The following is a 22,566-nucleotide window of genomic DNA, read 5'->3' as shown; positions in this document are numbered from 1 at the left end:
CAGTTATCCGCCGATAAGCGTAGAAGCCGATGGTTGCAAAACCTATCACTACGATATCTATAAAAACAATTATTTTCAGACCTGTAGCGACCGCCATCCGGCGCAAACCGCGTGGTTCCTTGATTTGGCACCGGCGATATCGAAAGAAATATTTTCCGAATTCATTATGTCCGCACGTCATTCTTCGGTCGTAGCGCAAAATACGCTGCACGATCAGTAGCCTCGAGCGCGATTTCGATGCATCTACAGCTGTGGCGGCAAACAATGACGCACGAGGTGTCAGCCTATTAACCTTGTCAGCGCTACCCGAGGCAGAATGGGAAGCACTGGTGCCGTATCGCCGGCTCTCCTATAAGGCGTAGCAGCTCTATACAGCGGCCGACCGGAAAACCCGATCACCGGGCCGGCGGGTAAGTCCGCGGGTGTGACTTGGCAAGGCGGATCAGATAAGTCAGCATTGACTTACCGTGGCGCGCGGCGCGCCTGCGACGAATGACGACCGACATGACACCGAATCGATTCAAAAACACCGCCAACCGCGCTTTTGATGCGGCTTGGCGATGGCGAGAAGACGACTGGCGAGGCTGAATAGCCTGGACATTGTCTCGCGCGTATTACCCTGCTCTTACGGCTGGCCGAGCGCGCACTTCTTGCGATTTTCGATCGAGTGACTTCATGAACAATTCGTCTGCTTCCCACCGCGAATCCACCCATTCGCTTCAACATCCGCGCGTGCCGCTGGTAGTCGAGGCATTGGCCGATCTCGACACGCCGCTGTCGACCTATCTCAAACTGGCCGACGCGCCCTACTCGTTTCTGCTGGAATCGGTCCAGGGCGGCGAGCGCTGGGGCCGGTATTCGATTATCGGCCTGCCCTGTGCCGAGCGTATTCGCGTACGCGGCCACACGCTGGTGCACGAACGCGACGACGCGGTTCTCGAACAGATCGAGACCGACGATCCGCTGGCCTGGATTCAAGCCTTCAACGATGCGCGCCCATTGCCGCGCCTACCGGAGCTGCCGCGCCTGACCGGCGGGCTGGTCGGCTATTTCGGCTACGACACGATTCGCTATATCGAGCCGCGTCTGGCGGCCGGCGGTGCCGGCAAGGACGACCCGCTCGGTCTGCCGGATATCCTGCTGCTGATCGCCGAAGAGCTGGTCATCTTCGACAATCTGTCGGGCAAGCTCTATTGCGTTGCGCATTACGTAGACGGCGACGAGGCCGATCGTGAGCGCGTAGCCCGCCGGCTCGACGCGCTGCTCGATCGTCTCGAACAGCCGTTGACCACCAGCACGACGCGAGCAAACGCCGACGAGGCCCCGTCCGAGTTGCTCGACGACAGCCGCTTCGTGTCCGGTCTGACCCAGACCGGTTATGAAGACGCGGTGCGTCGTATTCGCGACTACACCCAGGCCGGCGACGTGATGCAGGTAGTGCCGAGCCAGCGTCTCTCGGCGCCGTTCAACGCCGAGCCGATGTCGTTGTACCGGGCGCTGCGCAGCCTGAACCCCTCGCCGTACATGTATTACTTCAACTTCGGCGACCATCACGTGGTCGGCGCCTCGCCGGAGATTCTGGTGCGCGCCATGGACGGCGAAGTCACCGTGCGTCCGATCGCCGGCACGCGCAAGCGCGGCGCCACCGCGAGCGAAGACGAAGCCCTGGCCGAAGATCTGCTCAAAGACCCGAAAGAGATCGCCGAGCATCTGATGCTCATCGACCTCGGGCGGAACGATGTCGGGCGCGTATCGCAGCCGGGTAGCGTGAAGCTGACCGAACGCATGGCCATAGAGCGCTACTCGCATGTCATGCATATCGTCTCGAACGTCACCGGCAAGCTGCGCGACGACCTCACCCCGATGGATGCACTGCGTGCCGCCTTCCCGGCCGGCACGCTCTCCGGCGCACCCAAGATCCGGGCGATGGAAATCATCGACGAAATCGAGCCGGTCAAACGCGGCGTCTATGGCGGCGCGGTGGGCTATCTGGCCGGCAATGGCAGCATGGATCTGGCGATTGCCATTCGTACCGCCGTGCTCAAGGACGGCGAGATTCATGTCCAGGCCGGTGGCGGCATCGTGGCCGATTCGCAGCCGACCGCCGAATGGGAAGAAACCATGAACAAGGCCAAGGCCGTGATGAAAGCCGCGGCCATCGCCGAGCGCGGGCTCAGTACACGCGCGCAGGCCAGCACACCGCGCAACGGGGGTGACGCATGATTCTCATGCTCGACAACTACGATTCGTTTACCTACAACCTGGTGCAGTACCTCGGCGAGCTTGAGGCCGAAGTCCACGTGGTGCGTAACGATCAGGTCACGGTCGAAGATATCGAAGAACTCAAGCCGGCCGGCATCGTCGTCTCGCCCGGCCCGTGTACGCCGGATGAAGCGGGCGTATCGGTCGAGCTGATCCAGCGTCTGGCCCATCGGCTGCCGATCTTCGGCGTATGCCTGGGGCATCAGGCGCTGGGCCAAGCCTACGGCGGCAAGGTGACCCGCGCACGCCAGGTCATGCACGGCAAGACATCGGTGATTCGGCATACCGGGCGTGGCGTATTCGAGAATCTCGACGATCCGCTTACCGCCACACGCTATCACTCGCTCATCGTCGCCCGCGACGGCCTGCCGGCCGATTTCGAGATCACGGCCTGGACCGAGACCGAAGACGGCGAAATGGACGAAATCATGGGCCTGATTCATACGCCGACGGGCGCGGAAGGCGTGCAGTTTCATCCGGAATCGATCCTGTCCGAACACGGCCATGAAATGCTGCGCACCTTTCTCAAACGCTGCGGCGAAGGCCAGCCCGCCACGGGAGAAGCCCAGTGATCGACAAGGAGTTGATGAACCATATCGTCGCCGGGCGCGATCTCTCGGCCGAACGCATGCATCAGGCGATGACCGCGATCATGACCGGTCAGGCCACCGCAGCTCAGATCGGCGGTTTTCTGATCGCCATGCGCATGAAAGGCGAAACGGTGCCGGAGATTGCAGCCGCCACGACCGTCATGCGCGAACTGGCCACCGATGTGCCCGTGGACCCGGCACTGGCCGATCAACTCGTGGATACCTGCGGCACGGGCGGCGATGCCGCCGGGCTCTTCAATGTTTCCACGGCCGCGGCATTTGCCGTGGCGGCCGCGGGCGGGCATGTCGCCAAACACGGCAACCGCTCGGTTTCCAGCTCTTCGGGCAGTTCGGATCTGCTCGAAGCCGCCGGCGTAGCAATCGACACATCGCCCGAGCAGGTGGCCGAATGTATTCGCCGGCTGGGGGTGGGTTTCATGTTCGCGCCGGCCCATCACGGCGCCATGAAATATGCGGTCGGCCCGCGACGCGAGCTGGGCGTACGCACCATCTTCAATATCATCGGCCCGCTCACCAACCCGGCCGGCGCACGCAATCAAGTCATGGGCGTGTTCAACGGCCATCTGTGTGAACCGTTGGCCGAGGTGCTGCAGCGCCTGGGCAGCCGCCACGTGATGATCGTGCACGGCGAGGACGGGCTCGATGAACTCTCCATCAACGCCCCGAGCCGGGTCGCCGAATTGAAGGACGGCAAGATCTCGACCTACAAGATCGCCCCGGAAGATGTCGGCCTAGAACGCGGTTCGCTGGACGGCCTACGGGTGAAGTCCGCGGCCGAGAGCCTGGAGATCGTGCGCGATGTGCTTGCCGGCAAGGCCGGGCTCGCGCTCGACATGGTTGCGTTCAATGCGGGCGCAGCGCTATATGTCGCCGGCCATGCGCCCGATATTGCCGCGGGCGTCTCGCAGGCTCGCGAGGTGCTGCTCAGCGGTGCTGCCGGCGAACGCATGGCAGCGCTTTCCGAACTCACCCAAACGATGACCGGCCGCGTCGGCATGGTGAACTCATGAGCGTACGTACGACCGATACGATCCTCGACCGCATCCTCGTGCGCAAGCGCGAAGAAATCGATGCGTTTCGTACCCAGACCTCGACCGCAGAACTGAACGCCGCCGTCGAACGCGCCTTCGCGCCGCGCGGCTTCGCCGATGCGCTGCGTGCCAAAGCGCCACGCGCAGTGATCGCTGAAATCAAAAAGGCATCACCCAGCAAAGGGCTGATCCGCGAGGATTTCGACGTCGCCTGGCTGGCCGAGCGCTATGCCGCCGGCGGCGCGGCCTGTCTGTCGGTACTCACCGATCGCGATTTCTTTCAAGGCGACAACGACTTTCTGGCCCTGGCCCGCCAGGCCTGCGACCTGCCCGTGCTACGCAAGGATTTCATGATCGATACCATCCAGGTCGATCAGGCCCGTGCCATGGGCGCCGACTGCATTCTCCTGATTGCCGCCGCCCTGAATACCGAACTCATGGCCGAACTCGCCGATCGCGCCTTCGAACTGGGCATGGACGTACTCGCCGAAGTGCACGACAGCGAAGAACTCGAACGCGCGCTCGAACTCCCAGAGCGCACGATTCTGGGTATCAACAACCGCGATCTACACACCTTCGAGACCACTCTCGATACGAGCATCGACCTCCGCGATACCATTCCCCCCAATCGGCTTTTGGTCAGCGAAAGCGGTATTCATACACCGGCCGACCTGACCCAACTCGCAGAGGCCGGTTTCGGCGCGTTCCTGATCGGCGAGTCCTTCATGCGTGAGCCCGATCCTGGTACCGCGTTGTGCGCGTTGCTGGATCCACTCCGATAGCAGTCGCAACCCCAGCCGCGCGATAACACCCGCCCGACAAGCCAGTCCCCGGCTTTCTGCGGACACTTTCGTGTTCGTGGCACAGCTGTGAGTGCGCGTTTCACGTCGGCCGGCGCACAGAAATCTCGACCCAAACAAAAACCCGTATGCGGCCTGTCTCAGCTGAAAAAGCCAGCTATCGAGCCGGTTCCAGCAAAGCCCATTTGCGCGCGCAGCTCACGGAAAAATAGAGAAAAATACAAAACCCCCTTTTAAAACTGATAATCCGATATCTGTCTTTTAAATTCATTTTATTCTACATACAAAGAACTAATAAGAATCAAAAATTATTGTTTCTCAAAATTTTTTTTCGCATGAAGCCCGCGTTTCGAGACACCTTCAAAATAAAGCGGCTCTCGTATTTTCTTGAGCTTTTTAGTGGGCTACAAATACGTGACAAGTCGAATGTGGTTGTGGTTTGGTTTTTCCAAGTGCACGCGCAATGGTGCGATGCGCAGTACCAAACGGAGGGGGACTCAGATGAAAAGGAATCAGGTAATAGCATTCCTGCTGCTACTGCTCACTATCGCCCTGGTGGGCTGCAACGGCGACGGAAACGTCGATATCGGTGGCGACTCTCAGCCCGATCAGACGCCTGTAAGCACCACGCAGAATAGCGATCAGGACAGTGCCATCGACGCCAACGACAACTGCCCGCTTGTTGCAAATGAGGACCAGAGCGATCTCGACAACGACGGTATCGGCAATGCTTGCGCTAACGATGTCGATGGCGACGATTTCGCGAATGGGCAGGATAACTGCACGTTCACGAGCAACAGTGGCCAGACCGATGTCGATGACGACGGTATAGGCGCCGCCTGCGACACGAACAACGATGGAGATGCCGATGGCGTCGATGATGGCATCGACAACTGCCCGGCGGTCGCCAATCCACTACAGACCGATACCGACCATAACGGCGTCGGCGACGCCTGTGATGACGACACAGATGGTGATGGCGTGGAAGATGACGTCGATAACTGCCCGGTCGCAGCCAATAACGAGCAGGCCAATAGCGACGACGACAGTGTCGGCGATATGTGTCAGGGCGATACAGACAACGACGGCGTGGCTAATGCCGACGACAATTGCCCGGCCATTCGCAATCCGGATCAAACCGATACCGACGGTGACGACACGGGTGATGCATGCGATACGACGCCGGGTACGGATAACGGTGGTAGCGGCGGTAACGGCGGCGGTAATGCCAATGTCGCCAGCTGCAGCGTGCACCCGAGTACACCGTTTACGCCGATCATCGACCCGAATGCCACGGTCATGACCCAGACCTCGGCCACCTGCTTGCTGTGCGGCGTTACAAATACGCGTGCGGCGATCGACAGCAATCTCGACAACGCCGCTAACATCTCGGTACCCGTAGGCCTTCCGTTGCTTGGCGGCAGCGATGCCTCGCTCACGATATCAAGCACTCAGGCGGATGACTTCGATCCCGGCCAGGCCGGTCTGGTGCTGTCTTCGCCCGATTCGCTACTCGACCTGGAGTTGATCGAAGGCATCACGATCGGCGTGTTGCGCAACGGCGTGCTCGTCGACGAAGCAACCAGTAGCAACCTGTTGGTGCTGGATCTGGTCGGCCTGCTGTCCAGCGATGACCGTCGTCTGGTTACATTCGAAACGGATGAAACGTACGACGCCATCCGGATCAGTCTCAATGGCGCGGCAAGCGTGCTGTCGAGCCTGGATGTCTATGCAGGCTGCGCGCAGACCGGCACATTGGATACGGTCACAGCGACCCAGCCGTAAACAAGGCGGCCTTCGGATCGGGGCGGGCTGATGCTCGCCCCGATTCCGTTTCGCCAGAGATATTGGCCGTCACGTCGCGACGATATCTGGTATCCGTTGCGCGGGCGCCGCACTTGCGCGGCAACGATTACGCGCCAGGCGACACTTTTTTTGTCTTCGAGCGGCCCCATCGTCGATCCATCACCCCGACGATCACGACCGTAAATGAAAGCAACTATCGATTGGCAGGGCCAGCTTCAGTTCTCCGGGACCGCTGATAGCGGCCACGAAGTCACCATCGACGGGCCGCCTGATATCGGCGGCGAAAACGCCGGCTTCCGGCCCATGGAAATGATCCTTCTGGGCGTGGGCGGCTGCAGTGCCATGGACGTGATGCATATCCTCAAGAAGTCGCGCCAAGAGGTGACCGGCTGCCGTATTGAAGTGGACGGCACGCGCGCGAGCACCGACCCGAAGGTATTCACCGATATCCACTTGCAGTTTTTCGTCGCCGGCGAGAACCTCAACGAAAAGCATGTCGCACGCGCCGTGCAACTGTCGGCCGAGAAGTACTGTTCAGCCTCGATCATGCTGCAGTCGAGTGTGAACATCACGCACGATTACACGATCGAAGCCGGCTGATCGAGTGATGCGCGCCCGTTACGCTTGACGTGCGCGCTCGGGCGCGGATACTGCGCCATTTCATCGCCTATTGAACCCGGTCGAATAACGCAGCACAGGGCGCGACGTGCTGAAATCGGCAGCCAGCCCACGTTGAACTCGACCGCTCAGGCTTACACCGCACCCCCATTGAATTCGCCATGGAAAAACTGCGCCTGCACGGCTTCAACAATCTGACCAAGTCGCTGTCGTTCAACATCTACGACATCTGCCATGCGCGTACGCAAGAGCAGAAGAAGGCGTATGTCGCCTATCTCGACGACATGTTCAGCGCCGACCGGCTAACCCAGATTCTCACCGAAGTCTCGGACATCATCGGCGCGCATATCCTCAATATAGCCCGCCAGGACTACGAGCCCGAGGGCGCGAGCGTGACCATTCTCATCGCCGAAGAAGCCGCCTACGACGGCCCCACGCCGGATGCTGTGGTCGGCCATCTCGACAAGAGCCATATCACCGTGCATACCTATCCGGAGTTTCATCCGGACAACGGTATTTCGACGTTTCGGGCCGATATCGATGTCTCGACCTGCGGGCTGATCTCGCCGCTCAAGGCGCTCGATCATCTCATTCACAGCTTCGAATCCGACGTGGTATCGATGGATTACCGCGTGCGCGGTTTCACGCGTGATGTGGACGGCGTGAAGCACTTCATCGATCACGAGATCAATTCGATCCAGGACTATATTCCTGAAGACATCTGCAACCGTTACCAGATGATCGACGTGAACGTGCTTGCCGAACGCATCTTCCATACCAAGATGCGGCTTACCGAGTTTTCGCTGGACGACTATCTGTTCGCCGAAAAAGCGGCGGACCTATCCGAAGAAGAAGCCGCAGAGCTTACGGATCGAATCGAATCCGAGGTCAACGAAATCTTCTACGGGCGCAATTTCGCCAACGGCGCAAACGACAGCGAATAAAGCGCGCGTGCACGCCGTGGCGCGCATCGTGCATATGCAGATATTGGCTCGTGCACCTGATCTTTTTCATCGGCCACACCGTGTGTTGTCCCTAGCGAGGTAGAGCCGTGGAGTTGCGCCCCGACCAGTTTCAGCGCCAGATCGAAACCCAGCCCCTGGCCCGCTGCTATCTGCTGGCCGGCGACGAACCGCTGCAGGTGCTCGAGGCCGCGGATGCGCTGCGCGCTGCTGCACGCCATCAGGGCTTCGACGAACGTGAAGTGCTCCATGCCGAGCCCGGTTTCGACTGGGGCCAGCTGGCCAGCGCCGGCGCGAGTCTGTCGCTGTTTTCGGAAAAACGCCTGCTCGAGCTGCATCTCACCGACAAGGGCCCCGGCAAGCCCGGCAGTGCGGCGATCAGCGACTATGCCAAGAACGCGCCCGATACGACGCTGCTTTTGATCGTGGCTACGCCGCTTGCGGCCAGCGCCCGTAAAAGCGCCTGGTACAAGGCCATGTCCAAAGCCGGAGTGGCAATGTACGCTTGGCCGCTGCCCGGCGCACGCATGGCGCAATGGGTAGAGCAACGCGCGCGTGCGAACGGGCTGGCGCTCGATCGCGACGCGGTCGCACTGCTGGCCGAACAGACCGAAGGCAATCTCTTGGCCGCCGCCCAGGAAATCGATCGTCTTGCGCTACTGCACCCGAACGAAACCATCGGAGCGGCCGAAATCGCGGCGGCCGCGAGCGATCACAGCCGTTTCGGCATTTTCGACCTGCCCGCCAAAGCACTGGCCGGCGATAGCGTCAGTGCGTTGAAAACGCTCGCCAAACTGCGCGCCGAAGGCGTGGACGCGATACCGATCACCTGGGCGCTGGTGCGTGAAATCCGCATGCTTTATCAGGCCGCGCTTGCCGCGCGTGCCAACCGGCTGGATGCCATGCTGGGCAAGATCTTCATGCCGCCCGCGCGCAAGCGCCAGCTCGGCGAAGCCGCGACACGGGCCGATCCGAACATGCTGTCCGAGTTGCTACGCCGCGCATCCAGGCTGGATCAGGTCAACAAAGGCGCAGCCGTCGGGCGCGCGTGGGACGAACTGGTAACATTGACCCTCGGTCTGGCGGGCGAGCCACCGCGCACGTCCTGCCTTGTATCCAATCGTTTCCAGTAAAACCAGAAGTCATGAGCGCCAATTTAAGCGATCGCGAAAACCAGGACAGCAGTCCGCAAACCCGTATCGAACGGCAGATGCAGGCCATGGGCAAGCGTGCCCGGGCCGCAGCCCGTCATATGGCCGCCGCCGAACCGGGGGCGAAAAACGCCGCGCTGTTCGCGATTGCCGAAGCCCTGATCGCCGGGCGCAGCAGCATTCTGGCGGCTAATGCCCGCGACATGCGCGACGGGCGAGACGAGCTCGACACCGCCCTGCTCGAACGTCTCGAACTCAACGACAAGCGCCTCGAACAGATGGCCGAAGGCCTGCGCCAGGTCGCCGCCCTGGCCGATCCCATTGGCGGCATCACCGATCTCAACTACCGGCCCTCCGGTATTCAGGTCGGTCGCATGCGCGTGCCGCTGGGCGTGATCGGCATCATCTACGAATCGCGTCCGAACGTGACCGCCGATGCCGCCGCGCTGTGTCTGAAATCCGGCAACGCAGCGATTCTGCGTGGCGGCTCGGAAGCCACCCATAGCAATCAGGCGATCGCAGCCTGTATTAGTCGCGGGCTCACCGACGCCGGGTTGCCTGCCGATGCCGTCCAGGTGGTGGAAACCACGGATCGCGCCGCGGTCGGTGCATTGCTGCGCATGCCCGAACATGTAGATGTGATCGTGCCGCGCGGCGGCAAGGGCCTGATCGAATTCGTGGCCGACAACGCCCAGATGCCGGTGATCAAGCATCTCGATGGTGTGTGTCATGTCTATATCGACGATGATGCCGATATCGAAAAGGCCATCGCCATCGCGGTGAATGCCAAGACGCAGCGGTATGGCACCTGTAATACGATGGAGACGCTGCTGGTCGCAGACTCGATCGCCGAGGACGTACTCAAACCGCTCTCCCAGGATCTGCGCCAGGCCGGCGTTGAACTGCGCGGCTGTCAGCGCACGCGCAAGCTGCTGGGCGCGAGCGTCAAGCCAGCTGCGGACGCCGACTGGGCCGAGGAATACCTGGCACCGGTGCTCGCGATCAGGATCGTCGACCACATGGACGAGGCAATCGACCATATCGAAACCTGGGGTTCGCACCATACCGATGCGATCGTGACCGAAAGCGTGACCAAGGCGCGGGCATTCATGCGGGCCGTGGATTCGTCGTCGGTCATGGTCAACGCGTCGACACGCTTTGCCGACGGCTTCGAATATGGCCTGGGTGCGGAAATCGGTATTTCCACCGACAAGCTGCATGCGCGCGGCCCCGTCGGTCTGGAAGGCCTGACATCGCTCAAGTATGTCGTGTTCGGCGACGGCCACGTTCGCTAGCCTTGATCGCTCTCGGAGAATTATTTTGAGCACGGCCCCTGTCGGTGTCCTTGGCGGCACGTTCGATCCCGTTCACAACGGCCATCTGCGCCTGGCCATGGAAATGGCCGTAGCACTTGAGCTTGCGCATGTGCGCCTCGTTCCCTGCGCGCGCCCGCCCCATCGCGGCGCACCCACGGCATCGCCCGGACAGCGTTCGAAATGGATTCGGGTAGCGGTCAGCGACGAGCCACGCCTGCGGCTGGACGACCGCGAACTGCTGCGCGACGGCCCCTCCTATACCGTCGATACGCTGGCTTCGATGCGTGCCGAGATGCCGGATACGCCGCTATGTCTGATCATGGGCCGCGACGTGTTCGCCAAACTGCCCCAATGGCATGAATGGGAACGCATTTTCGATAGCGCCCATATCGTGCTTATCGACCGCCCCGGTATCGACTGTGAGCTCGACGGCGCCGCCGCCGAAGCACTGACCCAGCGCCAGACGGACAGCCACGAGGCATTGCATCGCACGCTTTGTGGCCATATCTATACGTACATGCCGCCGCCGCTTGTCATTTCGGCAAGTTATATCCGCGAGCTGCTTCAGCGCGGTGAAAGTCCGCGCTACCTCTTGCCCACGGCTGTGCTCGACGACATTATGGATGCAGGCGTCTATCAGTCCCAATCGGCCACGGCCGCGAGTCAATGAATCTACAAGACAAGCCCGAATCCGCCCGCAACAGCGATCCGCAGATCAATGCGTTGCTCGAGCTGGCCATCGAAGCCGTCGACGAACTCAAGGGCGAATCCGTCCAGGTGCTTGATGTCGCCGCGCTGACCACCATTGCCGATCATATGGTCATCTGTAGCGGTCGCTCGGCACGCCACGTCAAACGACTCGGCGAAACCGTGATCGCCCATGCCAAGGACGCCGGCATCAAGCCCCGCGTGGAAGGCCTGACTCAGGCCGAGTGGGTGCTCATCGATCTCAACGGCGTGGTCGTGCATATCATGCAGCCGGTTACGCGCGCCTACTACCAGCTGGAAAAACTCTGGGACATGGACGCGATCGCTGGCGAAAGCTCGACCACTCACTAGCCTTTCGGGGCGACGGCAATGCGAATACGCCTGCTGGCGGTCGGCCGGCGCATGCCCGCGTGGGTCACGAGCGCTTATGACGACTACGCCAAGCGCCTGCCACACGAGTGTCGGCTGGAACTCACCGAAATCGCACCCGGTAATCGCAAGGGCCAGAGCCACAAGCCCGAACGCGCCATCGCCGATGAGGACCGACGCATCTGCGACGCGCTCTCCGGCGATCAGGACGTGATTGCGCTCGCCATCGATGGCAAGCCATGGACAACCGAGCAACTTGCAGCCCAGATGCGCGAATGGCTGGCCGATGGGCGCGACAGAGCCCTGCTCGTCGGCGGCCCGGATGGGCTCGGCCCCAACAGTCTCGCGCGCGCCCACCGGCGTTGGTCGCTGTCGCCGTTAACGCTGCCACACCCGCTGGTGCGTGTGATTCTGGCCGAACAGCTGTTTCGCGCGCACAGTATTCTGACCGGCCATCCTTATCATCGCGGTTGAGCTCAGCACACTCGAAGCGCGCCGGACGGCTTGCAGACGCGCATGCTGTGCGCAGACAATCGAACGTATGGCACTGAATTCGCACAATCTGTTTCGTATCCACGCGCTTGTGCGCGGCACGCGGTGAGCGCCTCCGGGCAGACAGCGGCCGAGCTCGAATCGCCGCGTATCGAGATTCTGGTCAACGTCTCGCAGGGCGAAACCCGGGCAGCCCACCTGGAAAACGGCGTGCTGCAGGAAATCTATATTCAGCGCGATGCCACCGGTAGCGTGGTCGGCAATATCTATCTGGGCAAGGTGCAGCGTGTGCTGGCCGGAATGCAGGCTGCGTTTATCGACGTTGGCCTGCCACGTGCCGCATTTCTGCAGATTTCGGACATGGTTCGCCGACCGGCCGAAACGCAGGATGTCGCGCCCAGAATTCAGAACCGGCTGAACCAGGGCGACCGGATACTGGTTCAAGTCTCCAAGGATGCGATGAGCACCAAGGGTGCGCGCCTGACCACCGACCTGGCGATTCCGTCGCGGTTTCTGGTTTATATGCCTTACAACCCGCGTATCGGCGTGTCCGCGCGTATCGAAAACGAAGCCGAACGCGAACGCCTGAGTAGCTCCGTCGCGAGTATTCGGGAAGAACTGGGACTGACCGGCGGATTCATTGTGCGCACCGTGGGCGACGGCGCCCCGCATCACGCGCTGGCCGCGGATATGCGTTTTCTCGCCACGGTGTGGAACGACATACTCACCCAGAGCCGCACGGTGCCCCCGGAAACCCTGCTATACGGCGATCTCGCCCTGCCGATTCGCATGCTGCGCGACATGCTCACGCCTGAAGTCGCAGCGATCACGATCGACGACGAAGCTGCCTGGCAGGAGATGACCGGCTTTACCCAGCGTTTCGCACCCGAATTCACCGAGCGCACCCTGCATTACACCAAACCGGTACCGCTGTTCTCTCAATACGGTGTCGAAGAAGCCATCGAGCGCGCGCTGGCGCCGAAGGTGCCGCTGCGCTCCGGCGGTTTCCTGATCATCGAACAGACCGAGGCCATGGTCACCGTCGATGTGAACACCGGCGGCTATGTCGGCACGCGCAGCCTCGAACAGACCGTCTTGCGTACCAATATCGAGGCCGCCAACACCGTCGCGCGCCAGCTACGGCTGCGCAATCTCGGTGGCATCATCGTGATCGATTTCATCGACATGGTCGACGCCGACCACAAGGCCCAGGTCCTCACCGCGCTGCGCGCCGCGCTCGATGCCGATCCGGCCAAAACGAGCGTCGGCGCGATCTCGCCGCTCGGGCTGGTCGAAGTCACGCGCAAGCGTACCCGCGAATCATTGCAGCAGCTCATGTGCCACGCCTGCGAAACCTGCCAGGGCCGTGGCTTCGTCAAGACAGGCGAGACCGTGTGCTTCGGGCTGTTTCGCGAAATGACGCGGATCGCGCACAGTCAACGCGTCGAGGAACTGCTGATTCTGGCCTCGCCCGATATCATTGGTTTGCTGCTCGACGAGCTTTCGGGCGCCTTCCACGAGGTGTGTACCAACACCGGTCTGCCGGTGCGCCTGCAGTCCGAATCGCTCTACACACCGGAACAGTTCGATCTGGTGGTGATGTAAGCTGTGTTGGTATACGACGCCTGCACACGATCGGCCCCGGGGCCGGCAGTTCGTGAGGGGTCGATAACGCTGCGCTGCGGCCCCCGGCCAAGACCGTGCCGCAACCGACTCATCGCGAACCCTGACCGCGCGCGTGTGTCGGAACACCATCGCATCCGTCTGATCGCTGCCCGACACGTTCATGCCCGCTACGCGCTTTGCCAATTTCTGTTCAAACCGGTACGGATCGCGCGGACCTCGGCTTGCGGCTGCGCATCGTGAGCCACTACACACACCCGCCGCCATCTTGAACCGTGCGCCGGATGCGCATGGCTAGCACGACGATCATCAAACGCGCGCTGGTGGTTACCGTCGCCAGCCTCGTCATCCTGGCCGGGCTGCTGGTGGGCGGCGTGCGCTTGATCGATCATCTCGTACCCAGCTATCGCGAGGCGCTGGCTGAACGTATCGGCCGGCGTATCGATGCTGATATCCAGATCGACGCGATCGAACTGCGCTGGCAATGGACTGGGCCATTGCTGGAGCTGGCCGACGTACGCGTGACCCGTCACGGCTTCGATAAGCCCGCGGTTACGCTCGCAAGCCTTGGCCTGCATTTTTCCTTTACCGATCTCATCGACGGCAAACGCCTGCCCGATGGACTGGTGCTGGAACAGCCAACGGTCGCGGTACGCCGCGGCGACGACGGCCGCCCGCAACTCGAATACTGGTCGCGCCCGGACGACGAACCGCTGGACTGGGACACCATCAACGAGCGCCTGGCCCTGCTGCATACCGCCACCATCAGCGATGCCGATATCACCCTGCTCGACGAAGCGCTGCCGGACGGGCGCGCGCGTATCGAGCGTCTCGATGCCCATATCGCCCATCGCGGCAACGACAGCTATGCCCTGCGTTTCAATCTCGACGGCCCGGACTGGCTGAAGCAGGCCGACGGCAAGGCGCGTTTTTCCGGGCGGCTGCCCGCCATAGACGATGCCGACTTCGAATTCACCGTGGATGGACTCGACACACCCGCGCTCGCCCATAGCGCTCAAGCTATCGATGCCGCGCTTTTTAACCAGCTCTCGGGCGGTCGCCTGTCGGCCGATATCAACGGCCGCTGGCAACAGGGGCACTTGGTCCATGCCAAGGCTCAGCTCGATCTCGATGCGGTACGCGACGACACGGCCAACGCCGATCTGTTGCCGAAGCTGTCCACCACCTTCAAGGCCACCGGCGTCGACCCATCGCCCGAGGCGACGACTACGGCCGACGACATTCGCGTGGCGATGACCTCACTGTCCGGCGACGCACCGGGGCTCGACAAGTTCGCCCTGACCGGCGCAATCGATACCGACGAGCCGCGCCTGCGTATCGATGCCCGTCATGTGCCTGTCGCCATGGCGAAACGCCTGGCCAAACTGCGCATTCCGCGGCTCGCAGATACCGCAATCGATGCGCGCGTAGATAATCTGGCGCTTACGGTTGGTGCCGATACGCCGCTACAGCTGGCCTTTGATTTCAACCAGCTGTCCATCGACGACCCGGCACTTGCCGTGGGCCCGTTGACCGGCAGCTATTACCAGCAGGCCGGGACCCACATACTGCAGTTCGACAACGCCGGCGGCACGCTTGCTGCCAGACGCTACCTGCGCGGTGAACTGGCGATTGACGATCTCGATGGCGAGATATCATGGCAGCGCCATAACGGCGGCTGGCAGATCGATGCCCGCAAGCTCGAACTCACGAGCGCCGAGGCCCAGTTCAAGACCAGCGGTCGTGTACAGCTGCGGCCGGGCCGTGCGCCGGTCGTGGATATACAGGCCACTGGCAGCGCGCCGCAGGTCGCGCATCTGCTTGCGCGTATCCCGCAGGCCGAGGATCTGCCCAACCAGAAACTGCGCGACTGGCTGCCCAAGGCCATTACTGCCGGTACGCTCGATAGCGCTACGCTCGAAGTGCGCGGGCCGATGGATCGCTTCCCCTTCGCGCAGCCACGCGGCGACGAGCGTTTCCATCTTGAACTCACCGGCCATGATATCGATGTCGCCTACAAGGACGACTGGCCGCCGCTCGAGGCCGCGCGTGGCAAGCTCACGCTCGACGGCGACGACTTGCGCGTGGATGTTGCGGCTGCACGCATGCTGGACGTGAATCTCGGTCCGGCAACCGGGCGCGTGGACAACGTTCGCGAGCCGGTACTCAAGCTCGACGGCGAGGCCCGCAACGCGCGAGCCGAGAAGATGCTGGCGTTTCTCGTCCAGTCACCGCTGCGCGATCGCTTCGCCAAGATCGTCGATGCGCTCAAGGTGACCGGGCAGGCCGACCTTGCCATCGACCTGCGTATTCCGCTCAAGCCCGGTCTGGGTGATCCGAGCGTCGCGGGCGACGTCCGGGCACGCGGGGCCACGCTGCGCCAGGACGCGCTGCCCGGCCCGATCACCGATATAACGGGCAAAATGCACTTCGACGACAAGCACGGGTTGACCGCCCATGGTCTCAAGGGCGATCTACTCGGCGTCGCGCTGGATGCCGATGTCGTCCCCGTTGCGGGCGAAAGTCAGCGCATCGTCAGCCGTGCGCGCCTGCAGCTGCCGCAGGATGGCGCGGCAGTAGCCCATTATCTGCCCGAGTCCTGGCTACGCTACGGCCACGGCGCGGCCGATTTCACGGTCGCCTTCGAGGTCGCGCGCAGCGGTCAGGTATCGGATATCGATTTCAGGAGCGATTTGCGCGGGCTTGCCCTCGACCTGCCCGAGCCGTTGGCCAAGCCGGCATCGAACGCGGCACCGCTCGCGATTACCGTCTCCGGCGATGCCAGCCGTATTCATGTCGGCTACGACGGCCGTCTCGATACGACCGTGCGCCTGCGCAACGGCGCGGTCACCCGTATCCAGGCATTGCTCAACGACAAGACACTCACCCCGCCCGATGTCGATGGTATCTGGATTGGCGGACGCACCGATCGCGCAGACGGCATCGGCTGGTTCACCGTGGTAAGCGACCAGGTCGCCGCCGCGACAGAGCAGGCGAAAAAATCGAAAAGCAGTGCGCCCGCGCTCGACTTTGTCGGGGGTGATCTGCGTATCGGTGCGCTGGAACTCGACAGCCGCTATTTCGAGAACGCGCATCTGCGCGCCCAGCCGATGAGCGCGCGCCCCGGCTGGCGTGTCGATTTCGAAGGCCCCGACACCCAGGGCCAGATCACCTGGACCCAACCCGTCGGCGGCGCCGTGAATATCGCCGGCAATCTGGCCCGTCTGGCGATCAAGACCCGGCCACCGAAGGCCGAACCGTCACCCGCTGAAAGCGACCCGGTGATCTGGAAAGAGATCGATCCGGACGATCTGCCGCATCTGGACCTGTTCGTTGCCAACGTCCAGGTCGACGACACCGATTTCGGCCAGGCCGAAGTAAAAGCACGAGCCCAGCCCAATGGCTGGCAGCTCGACCGTTTTCAGCTCAAGAACGGCGCGCTTGCCGGCTGGGCGACCGGTCGCTGGATTCGCGACAAGGGCCAGACCCATGCCAGCGCCCAGACCCGTTTTGAAGGCGCCGGCATGGCAGGCTTGTTGCGTTCGCTCGGCTACCCGCCAAGCGTGACCGCCGAGTCCACCCGCGTGCATGCGCGCCTGAATATCGCGCCAAACCCGGCCGGGCTCGATCTGCGCTCACTCGACGGCAGTGTGGAGCTGGCACTCGATAACGGCACCTTCACGGCCGTGGAGCCGGGTGCGGCACGCGTGCTCGGGCTGGTCAATCTGTATGTACTGCCGCGTCGGCTGCGCCTGGATTTTCGCGATGTGGTCGACGAAGGGCTCGCCTTCGATCACGTACGCGCGAACTTTGCGATCGAAAACGGCAACGCCTATAGCGATAACGTCCGTATCGAAACGCCATCATCGCAAATTCGCATGAACGGGCGTATCGGGCTGGCAGCACGCGACTACGACGAACGGGTGACCATCGTGCCCAAGGTCGGTAGCGGCGTTGCCGTTGCTAGCACTGTGCTCGGCGGGCCCCTGGTGGGCGCAGCCGTATTCGCCATGCAGGAAATATTCAAGAAACCGATCAAGAAATTCTCAAGCATCGCGTATACCCTGAAAGGCAGCTGGGACGATCCGCGTATCGAACAGCCCAGCGCCGAGCAATAGCACCACCGACCCCAATACCGCCATGACCACCGATTCCGATATGCCCCGTGTGGCCGCCATTCAAATGAACTCGCGCGGCGAAGTCGCGCCCAATCTGGCTCGTGCCGACGATCTGCTCGCCGATGCGGCACGCCGCGGCGCCCAGCTTGCCGTATTGCCCGAAAACTTCGCGCTCATGGGCGCGCACGAAACCGACAAACTGCGCGTAGCCGAAGCCGATGGCGCCGGCAATGGGAACACCCCCATTCAGGATTTTTTGGCCGAAGCCGCACGCAAGTACGGTCTATGGATCGTCGGCGGTACCATTCCGCTCGCAAGCGATGAGCCGGATCGGGTCTACCCGACCTGCCCGGTATATGCCGACAACGGCGAGCGCGTCGCCCGCTACGACAAGATCCACCTGTTCGACGTCGGCCTGCCGGACTCGGCCGAGGCTTATCGTGAATCGGCCACCTTCGTGGCCGGCCCGCCCACGCCGAACGTCGTGGATACGCCTTTCGGGCGACTCGGGCTGAGCGTGTGCTACGACCTGCGGTTTCCCGAGCTCTATCGCGCGCTGGCCGCCGAAGGCGCCGAAATCGTGGTCGCACCGTCGGCATTCACGCATACCACCGGCAGCGCCCACTGGCATGTGCTGACCCGCGCTCGGGCGATCGAGAATCTAGTCACGATGATCGCCCCCAATCAGGCCGGGCATCACGCCAGCGGCCGGCGCACCTACGGCCACAGCCTGATTCTCGACCCCTGGGGCCAGCTCAAGGCCGAAGCCAAAAGCGAGGCCAATGAAGTGGTTATCGCATCGGTCGACCGTACACGTATCGCCAGCCTGCGCGAAGGCTTCCCTTGTCTGTCGCATCGACGTTTGTTCTAGGGCCTGTTACAAACGGGCATTGTTGTTCGAATCCTTCTGCAAGGAGCACCCATGGCCCGTCAGATCCAGTTCACCGAAACCGGTGGTCCTGAAGTCCTGAAACTCGTCGACGTCGAGCCGCGTGATCCCGGCCCGGGCGAGATCCGGATCGCCAACCGTGCGGTCGGACTGAACTTCATCGATATCTATGTGCGTACAGGCCTGTATCCAGCCCAGCCGCCAAGCGGCCTCGGTACCGAAGGCGCCGGCGTGGTCGATGCCGTGGGCGAAGGCGTCGAGGATTTCGCCGAAGGCGATCGCGTAGCCTATGCACAGGGCCCGCTCGGTGCCTATGCCGAGTTCATCACCATGGATGCCGAAAAAGCGATCGCCCTGCCCGAGGCCATCGATTTTGAAACCGCAGCGGCCGGCATGCTCAAGGGCCTGACCGTGCAATATCTGCTGCGCCAGACCTATGCCATCGGCGAAGACGACACGATTCTATTCCACGCCGCCGCCGGTGGCGTGGGCTCGATCGCCTGCCAGTGGGCGCATGCGCTCGGCGCCCATCTCATCGGCACGGTCTCGAACGAAGACAAGGCCGGAACAGCCAAGCAGAACGGCGCCTGGATGACCATCGATTACACGCGCGAATCCGTGCCCGAACGCGTACGCGAGCTCACCGACGGCGCCATGGTGCCGGTGGTCTACGACTCGGTCGGGAAGGACACCTGGAAGGACTCGCTGGCCTGTCTGTCCAAGCGCGGGCTGATGGTGAGCTTCGGCAATGCCTCCGGACCGGTGGAGGGCGTGAACCTGGCCGAACTCAACAAGGGCGGCTCGCTGTTCGTCACCCGGCCCAGCCTGAATGGCTATGCCGATACGCGCGAACGCTTCGAGATGATGTGCGACGACCTGTTCGCGGTACTCGAATCCGGCGATGTGAAGATCAAGATCGGCCAGCGCTTTGCCCTGGAAGACGCCGCCGAGGCCCACCGGGCGCTGGCCAATCGCGAAACCACCGGCTCGACGATTCTGACACTATGATCAGCGATAGGCGCCCACACCAACAATGCGCCAGACGGTGTTAATGTGGCGCCATGAAAAACGCAATCGATATCGCCTCCGATACGCTGCTCGGCCGGGCCGGCATTGATGCCAGCCAGCTGCAATCCGCGCTGGGCTCGTTGATGGTACCGGGCGTGGACTACGCCGATCTATATTTCCAGATTCTCAAGAACGAATCGTGGCTGCTCGAGGACGGCGTGGTCCGCAGCGCCGGTGCCTCCACGTCTCAGGGCGTGGGGGTACGCGCGCTGGCCGGCGAACAGACCGGTTTCGCCTATGCCGACGAGCTTGCCTTTCCGGCACTCACCCAGGCATCGAAAGCCGCGGCCGCGATCGCTCGCGAGGGCAAGAGCGCGTCTGTGAACGCACTCACCCGCCGCGATAGCGGCGCTGCCACGCGCTATGCGCCAATCGACCCGGCCGGCACGCTGGATGCCGATGCCAAGGTTTCATTGCTGCATCACGCCGACAAGATCGCCCGCGACGCGGATGATCGCGTGGTGCGGGTAACGGTATCGCTGGCCGGCTCCTCGGATACGATGCTGGTCGCTGCCTCCGACGGCACGCTGGCCGGCGACGTCCGCCCGCTGGTACGGGTGAACGTGTCGGTCCAAGTCGAGGAAAACGGCGTACGCGAATCCGCCAGTGCCGGCGGCGGCGCCCGCATGGGTTACGACTATTTCGGCACGGCAAGCAGCGACAGCGCCGATCGCGTGGCCGGCTATGCGCGCGAGGCCGTGCGCCGCGCGCTCGTGCGTCTGTATGCCGAAGCCGCGCCGGCGGGCAGTCTGCCGGTCGTGCTCGGTGCGGGCTGGCCCGGCGTGCTGCTGCATGAAGCGGTCGGCCACGGCCTCGAGGGCGATTTCAATCGCCGCGGCTCCTCGAACTATTCCAACCGTATCGGTGAAAAGGTCGCCTCCGATCTGTGTACGATCGTCGACGACGGCACGCTCGATGGACGCCGTGGTTCGCTGGCCATCGACGATGAAGGCAGTCCCGCGGCCTGCAACACGCTCATCGAAAACGGGCGTCTGGTCGGTTACATGCAGGACAAGCACAACGCGCGCCTGATGGGCATGGCGCCTACCGGCAATGCCCGCCGCGAATCCTATGCGCATACGATCATGCCGCGCATGACCAATACGTATATGCGCGCGGGCGAGAGCGTGCCCGACGACATCATCGCCTCGGTCGACAACGGTATCTATGCGGTGAATTTCTCCGGCGGCTCGGTGGATATCACGTCCGGCAATTTCGTGTTTTCGGCCGACGAGGCCTATCGCATCGAAAACGGCAAGATCGGCGCGCCGATCAAGGGCGCCACGCTCATCGGCAACGGTCCGGATGTGCTCGAACGTATCTCCATGGTCGGCAACGATCTCGCCCTCGATGAAGGCATCGGCGTATGCGGCAAGAACGGCCAGAGCGTGCCGGTGGGCGTGGGCCAACCCACGCTCAAGGTCGACGCGATCACCGTCGGCGGCACCCAACAGGGATGATTGCAACACCGGTTTGCGCCTGAACATGGCGCGAAAATCGCCACGGCGCCGAGCGGGCAGCGCCAGCGCTACCACGTCGATTCGTATCATTGGCGGCGAATGGCGCGGTCGGCGCCTGCCAGTGACGGTTGCCGAGGGCCTGCGCCCGACACCGGATCGCGTACGCGAAACGCTGTTCAACTGGCTGGCCCCGCGTATTGAAGGCGCGCGCTGTGTCGATCTGTTCGCGGGCACTGGGGCGCTCGGGCTGGAAGCACTCTCGCGCGGCGCGGCGCATGTACAGTTCGTCGATCGCGATCGCCAGGTGATCGCCTCGTTACGCGCCACTCTCGATACGCTTCACTCAGGCGCGCGCGCCACCCTGCTGCAAGCCGATGCGCTGAGCACGGCGCTGCCCGCACCTGCACCCGATATCGTGTTCATCGACCCGCCGTTTGCCGCCGCCTTGCACGGCGAGGCGCTGGAGCGCGTACTGCGCGTATTGCCCGCCCATGCGCGGGTTTATCTCGAATACCCCGCCGAACAGCGCGAGCAGATGCTTGCGCTGCTTGCCGGTCGTGTCGATATCCTGCGCGACAAACGCGCCGGCCAGGTTGGTTATTGCCTTGCACAGCCGTGCCGCGCCAGCGAAGATGACGGCGAATCTTTGATCTCGTAATACATGCTCGCGCAGCGTGCAGCCGCACGCGCGCGAAAAACGCCTGAGGAGAACCACGTGCGGTCAGCAGAACAGGACTGGGCCAAGGCCTTGGCAAAACGGGTGACCCATGAGTAAGGCACCCAACGTGCGCGCGGCCTATACCGGCACCTTCGATCCGATCACCAACGGTCATGCCGACGTGATCCGGCGCGCCGCCGGCATGTTCGACGAACTGATCGTTGCCGTGGCCAGCAATGCCAGCAAGAAATCGATCTTCGATCATCAGGAACGCGTGGAGCTGGCCAAACAGGTGCTCGCCGATGTCGACAACGTGATCGTCATGCCGGTCAGCGGGCTGGTGGTCGATTTCGCCCGCAAGCACGGCGTGAGCGTGCTGGTGCGCGGGGTGCGTGGCGTGGGCGACTACGAATACGAAAAACAAATGGCTGTGATGAACCGCCATCTCGCCCCGCAGGTGGATACGATCTTTCTGGCGCCCTCGCCGGAATATGCCCATATCTCCTCGACCCTGGTGCGCGAGATTGCGTTTCTCGACGGACGTATCAGCGGTCTTGTGCCCAGCCTCGTCGCCGACAAGCTTCACGAAAAGACCGGCGGCTAGAGCTCAGCGATTACAGGCGG

19 protein-coding genes are annotated in these 22,566 nt (G+C 62.5%); all 19 read left to right on the top strand.

Going from position 1 to position 22,566, the window contains the following annotated elements; translation table 11 throughout:
• Nucleotides 1-675 precede the first annotated feature (675 nt).
• Nucleotides 676-2,223, top strand: coding sequence for an anthranilate synthase component I (trpE, locus tag SSPSH_RS08610; protein WP_006914831.1), 1,548 nt, complete (start codon nucleotides 676-678; stop codon nucleotides 2,221-2,223).
• Complete coding sequence (locus SSPSH_RS08605) at nucleotides 2,220-2,834, top strand: anthranilate synthase component II (RefSeq protein ID WP_006914830.1); 615 nt, start codon at nucleotides 2,220-2,222, stop codon at nucleotides 2,832-2,834. Before trpE ends, SSPSH_RS08605 begins: the two co-directional genes overlap by 4 nt.
• Before the next feature lie 14 nt (nucleotides 2,835-2,848).
• Nucleotides 2,849-3,883: an anthranilate phosphoribosyltransferase gene (trpD, locus tag SSPSH_RS08600; RefSeq protein ID WP_006914828.1), complete on the top strand. Its 1,035-nt coding sequence runs from the start codon at nucleotides 2,849-2,851 to the stop codon at nucleotides 3,881-3,883.
• The gene (trpC, locus tag SSPSH_RS08595; RefSeq protein WP_006914826.1) at nucleotides 3,880-4,686 is read left to right on the top strand and encodes an indole-3-glycerol phosphate synthase TrpC; all 807 of its coding nucleotides are present in this window, start codon (nucleotides 3,880-3,882) and stop codon (nucleotides 4,684-4,686) included. Before trpD ends, trpC begins: the two co-directional genes overlap by 4 nt.
• Nucleotides 4,687-5,205: 519 nt before the next feature.
• On the top strand, nucleotides 5,206-6,489 hold the full coding sequence (locus SSPSH_RS19875) for a thrombospondin type 3 repeat-containing protein (RefSeq protein ID WP_006914825.1): 1,284 nt from the start codon (nucleotides 5,206-5,208) through the stop codon (nucleotides 6,487-6,489).
• A 204-nt stretch (nucleotides 6,490-6,693) separates the two neighbouring features.
• A complete protein-coding gene (locus SSPSH_RS08585) occupies nucleotides 6,694-7,110 on the top strand; it encodes an OsmC family protein (RefSeq protein WP_006914824.1) in 417 nt (138 codons plus the stop codon).
• 179 nt (nucleotides 7,111-7,289) lie between these two features.
• On the top strand, nucleotides 7,290-8,072 hold the full coding sequence (gene speD, locus SSPSH_RS08580; RefSeq protein WP_006914823.1) for an adenosylmethionine decarboxylase: 783 nt from the start codon (nucleotides 7,290-7,292) through the stop codon (nucleotides 8,070-8,072).
• Nucleotides 8,073-8,179: 107 nt separating this feature from the next.
• Nucleotides 8,180-9,223 carry a DNA polymerase III subunit delta gene (holA, locus tag SSPSH_RS08575; RefSeq protein ID WP_006914821.1) on the top strand — a complete coding sequence of 348 codons (1,044 nt, stop codon included), beginning with the start codon at nucleotides 8,180-8,182 and terminating at the stop codon, nucleotides 9,221-9,223.
• 77 nt (nucleotides 9,224-9,300) lie between these two features.
• Entirely contained in the window at nucleotides 9,301-10,536 is a 1,236-nt protein-coding gene (locus SSPSH_RS08570; protein ID WP_420852597.1) for a glutamate-5-semialdehyde dehydrogenase, read from the top strand.
• A 25-nt stretch (nucleotides 10,537-10,561) separates the two neighbouring features.
• Nucleotides 10,562-11,227 (top strand): nicotinate-nucleotide adenylyltransferase, encoded by a 666-nt coding sequence (gene nadD, locus SSPSH_RS08565; RefSeq protein ID WP_006914819.1) that lies wholly within the window; start codon nucleotides 10,562-10,564, stop codon nucleotides 11,225-11,227.
• A complete protein-coding gene (rsfS, locus tag SSPSH_RS08560; protein ID WP_006914818.1) occupies nucleotides 11,224-11,616 on the top strand; it encodes a ribosome silencing factor in 393 nt (130 codons plus the stop codon). The genes nadD and rsfS overlap by 4 nt, the downstream gene beginning before the upstream one ends.
• Nucleotides 11,617-11,634: 18 nt before the next feature.
• On the top strand, nucleotides 11,635-12,108 hold the full coding sequence (gene rlmH / locus SSPSH_RS08555; protein ID WP_006914817.1) for a 23S rRNA (pseudouridine(1915)-N(3))-methyltransferase RlmH: 474 nt from the start codon (nucleotides 11,635-11,637) through the stop codon (nucleotides 12,106-12,108).
• A 123-nt stretch (nucleotides 12,109-12,231) separates the two neighbouring features.
• A complete protein-coding gene (locus SSPSH_RS08550; protein WP_006914815.1) occupies nucleotides 12,232-13,731 on the top strand; it encodes an Rne/Rng family ribonuclease in 1,500 nt (499 codons plus the stop codon).
• 308 nt (nucleotides 13,732-14,039) lie between these two features.
• The gene (locus tag SSPSH_RS08545) at nucleotides 14,040-17,867 is read left to right on the top strand and encodes a YhdP family protein (protein ID WP_021031608.1); all 3,828 of its coding nucleotides are present in this window, start codon (nucleotides 14,040-14,042) and stop codon (nucleotides 17,865-17,867) included.
• A gap of 22 nt (nucleotides 17,868-17,889) precedes the next feature.
• Nucleotides 17,890-18,738 carry a carbon-nitrogen hydrolase family protein gene (locus SSPSH_RS08540; protein ID WP_006914813.1) on the top strand — a complete coding sequence of 283 codons (849 nt, stop codon included), beginning with the start codon at nucleotides 17,890-17,892 and terminating at the stop codon, nucleotides 18,736-18,738.
• A 51-nt stretch (nucleotides 18,739-18,789) separates the two neighbouring features.
• Nucleotides 18,790-19,764, top strand: coding sequence for a quinone oxidoreductase family protein (locus tag SSPSH_RS08535; RefSeq protein ID WP_006914812.1), 975 nt, complete (start codon nucleotides 18,790-18,792; stop codon nucleotides 19,762-19,764).
• A 53-nt stretch (nucleotides 19,765-19,817) separates the two neighbouring features.
• On the top strand, nucleotides 19,818-21,284 hold the full coding sequence (tldD, locus tag SSPSH_RS08530) for a metalloprotease TldD (protein WP_006914811.1): 1,467 nt from the start codon (nucleotides 19,818-19,820) through the stop codon (nucleotides 21,282-21,284).
• A 25-nt stretch (nucleotides 21,285-21,309) separates the two neighbouring features.
• Entirely contained in the window at nucleotides 21,310-21,942 is a 633-nt protein-coding gene (rsmD, locus tag SSPSH_RS08525; RefSeq protein ID WP_006914810.1) for a 16S rRNA (guanine(966)-N(2))-methyltransferase RsmD, read from the top strand.
• Nucleotides 21,943-22,051: 109 nt separating this feature from the next.
• The gene (coaD, locus tag SSPSH_RS08520; protein ID WP_006914809.1) at nucleotides 22,052-22,546 is read left to right on the top strand and encodes a pantetheine-phosphate adenylyltransferase; all 495 of its coding nucleotides are present in this window, start codon (nucleotides 22,052-22,054) and stop codon (nucleotides 22,544-22,546) included.
• Nucleotides 22,547-22,566: the final 20 nt, after the last annotated feature.

It is taken from the genome of Salinisphaera shabanensis E1L3A (genome assembly GCF_000215955.2).
In the GTDB taxonomy this organism is placed as follows: domain Bacteria; phylum Pseudomonadota; class Gammaproteobacteria; order Nevskiales; family Salinisphaeraceae; genus Salinisphaera; species Salinisphaera shabanensis.
This window is presented reverse-complemented; position numbering and strand designations above follow the sequence as displayed.

Coding starts and splice junctions, on each gene's coding strand:
- trpE (WP_006914831.1), top strand. CDS start 676: ATGAACAATTCGTCTGCTTCCCACCGCGAATCCACCCATTCGCTTCAA.
- SSPSH_RS08605 (WP_006914830.1), top strand. CDS start 2,220: ATGATTCTCATGCTCGACAACTACGATTCGTTTACCTACAACCTGGTG.
- trpD (WP_006914828.1), top strand. CDS start 2,849: ATGAACCATATCGTCGCCGGGCGCGATCTCTCGGCCGAACGCATGCAT.
- trpC (WP_006914826.1), top strand. CDS start 3,880: ATGAGCGTACGTACGACCGATACGATCCTCGACCGCATCCTCGTGCGC.
- SSPSH_RS19875 (WP_006914825.1), top strand. CDS start 5,206: ATGAAAAGGAATCAGGTAATAGCATTCCTGCTGCTACTGCTCACTATC.
- SSPSH_RS08585 (WP_006914824.1), top strand. CDS start 6,694: ATGAAAGCAACTATCGATTGGCAGGGCCAGCTTCAGTTCTCCGGGACC.
- speD (WP_006914823.1), top strand. CDS start 7,290: ATGGAAAAACTGCGCCTGCACGGCTTCAACAATCTGACCAAGTCGCTG.
- SSPSH_RS08570 (WP_420852597.1), top strand. CDS start 9,301: ATGCAGGCCATGGGCAAGCGTGCCCGGGCCGCAGCCCGTCATATGGCC.
- rsfS (WP_006914818.1), top strand. CDS start 11,224: ATGAATCTACAAGACAAGCCCGAATCCGCCCGCAACAGCGATCCGCAG.
- rlmH (WP_006914817.1), top strand. CDS start 11,635: ATGCGAATACGCCTGCTGGCGGTCGGCCGGCGCATGCCCGCGTGGGTC.
- SSPSH_RS08545 (WP_021031608.1), top strand. CDS start 14,040: ATGGCTAGCACGACGATCATCAAACGCGCGCTGGTGGTTACCGTCGCC.
- SSPSH_RS08540 (WP_006914813.1), top strand. CDS start 17,890: ATGACCACCGATTCCGATATGCCCCGTGTGGCCGCCATTCAAATGAAC.
- SSPSH_RS08535 (WP_006914812.1), top strand. CDS start 18,790: ATGGCCCGTCAGATCCAGTTCACCGAAACCGGTGGTCCTGAAGTCCTG.
- tldD (WP_006914811.1), top strand. CDS start 19,818: ATGAAAAACGCAATCGATATCGCCTCCGATACGCTGCTCGGCCGGGCC.
- rsmD (WP_006914810.1), top strand. CDS start 21,310: ATGGCGCGAAAATCGCCACGGCGCCGAGCGGGCAGCGCCAGCGCTACC.
- coaD (WP_006914809.1), top strand. CDS start 22,052: ATGAGTAAGGCACCCAACGTGCGCGCGGCCTATACCGGCACCTTCGAT.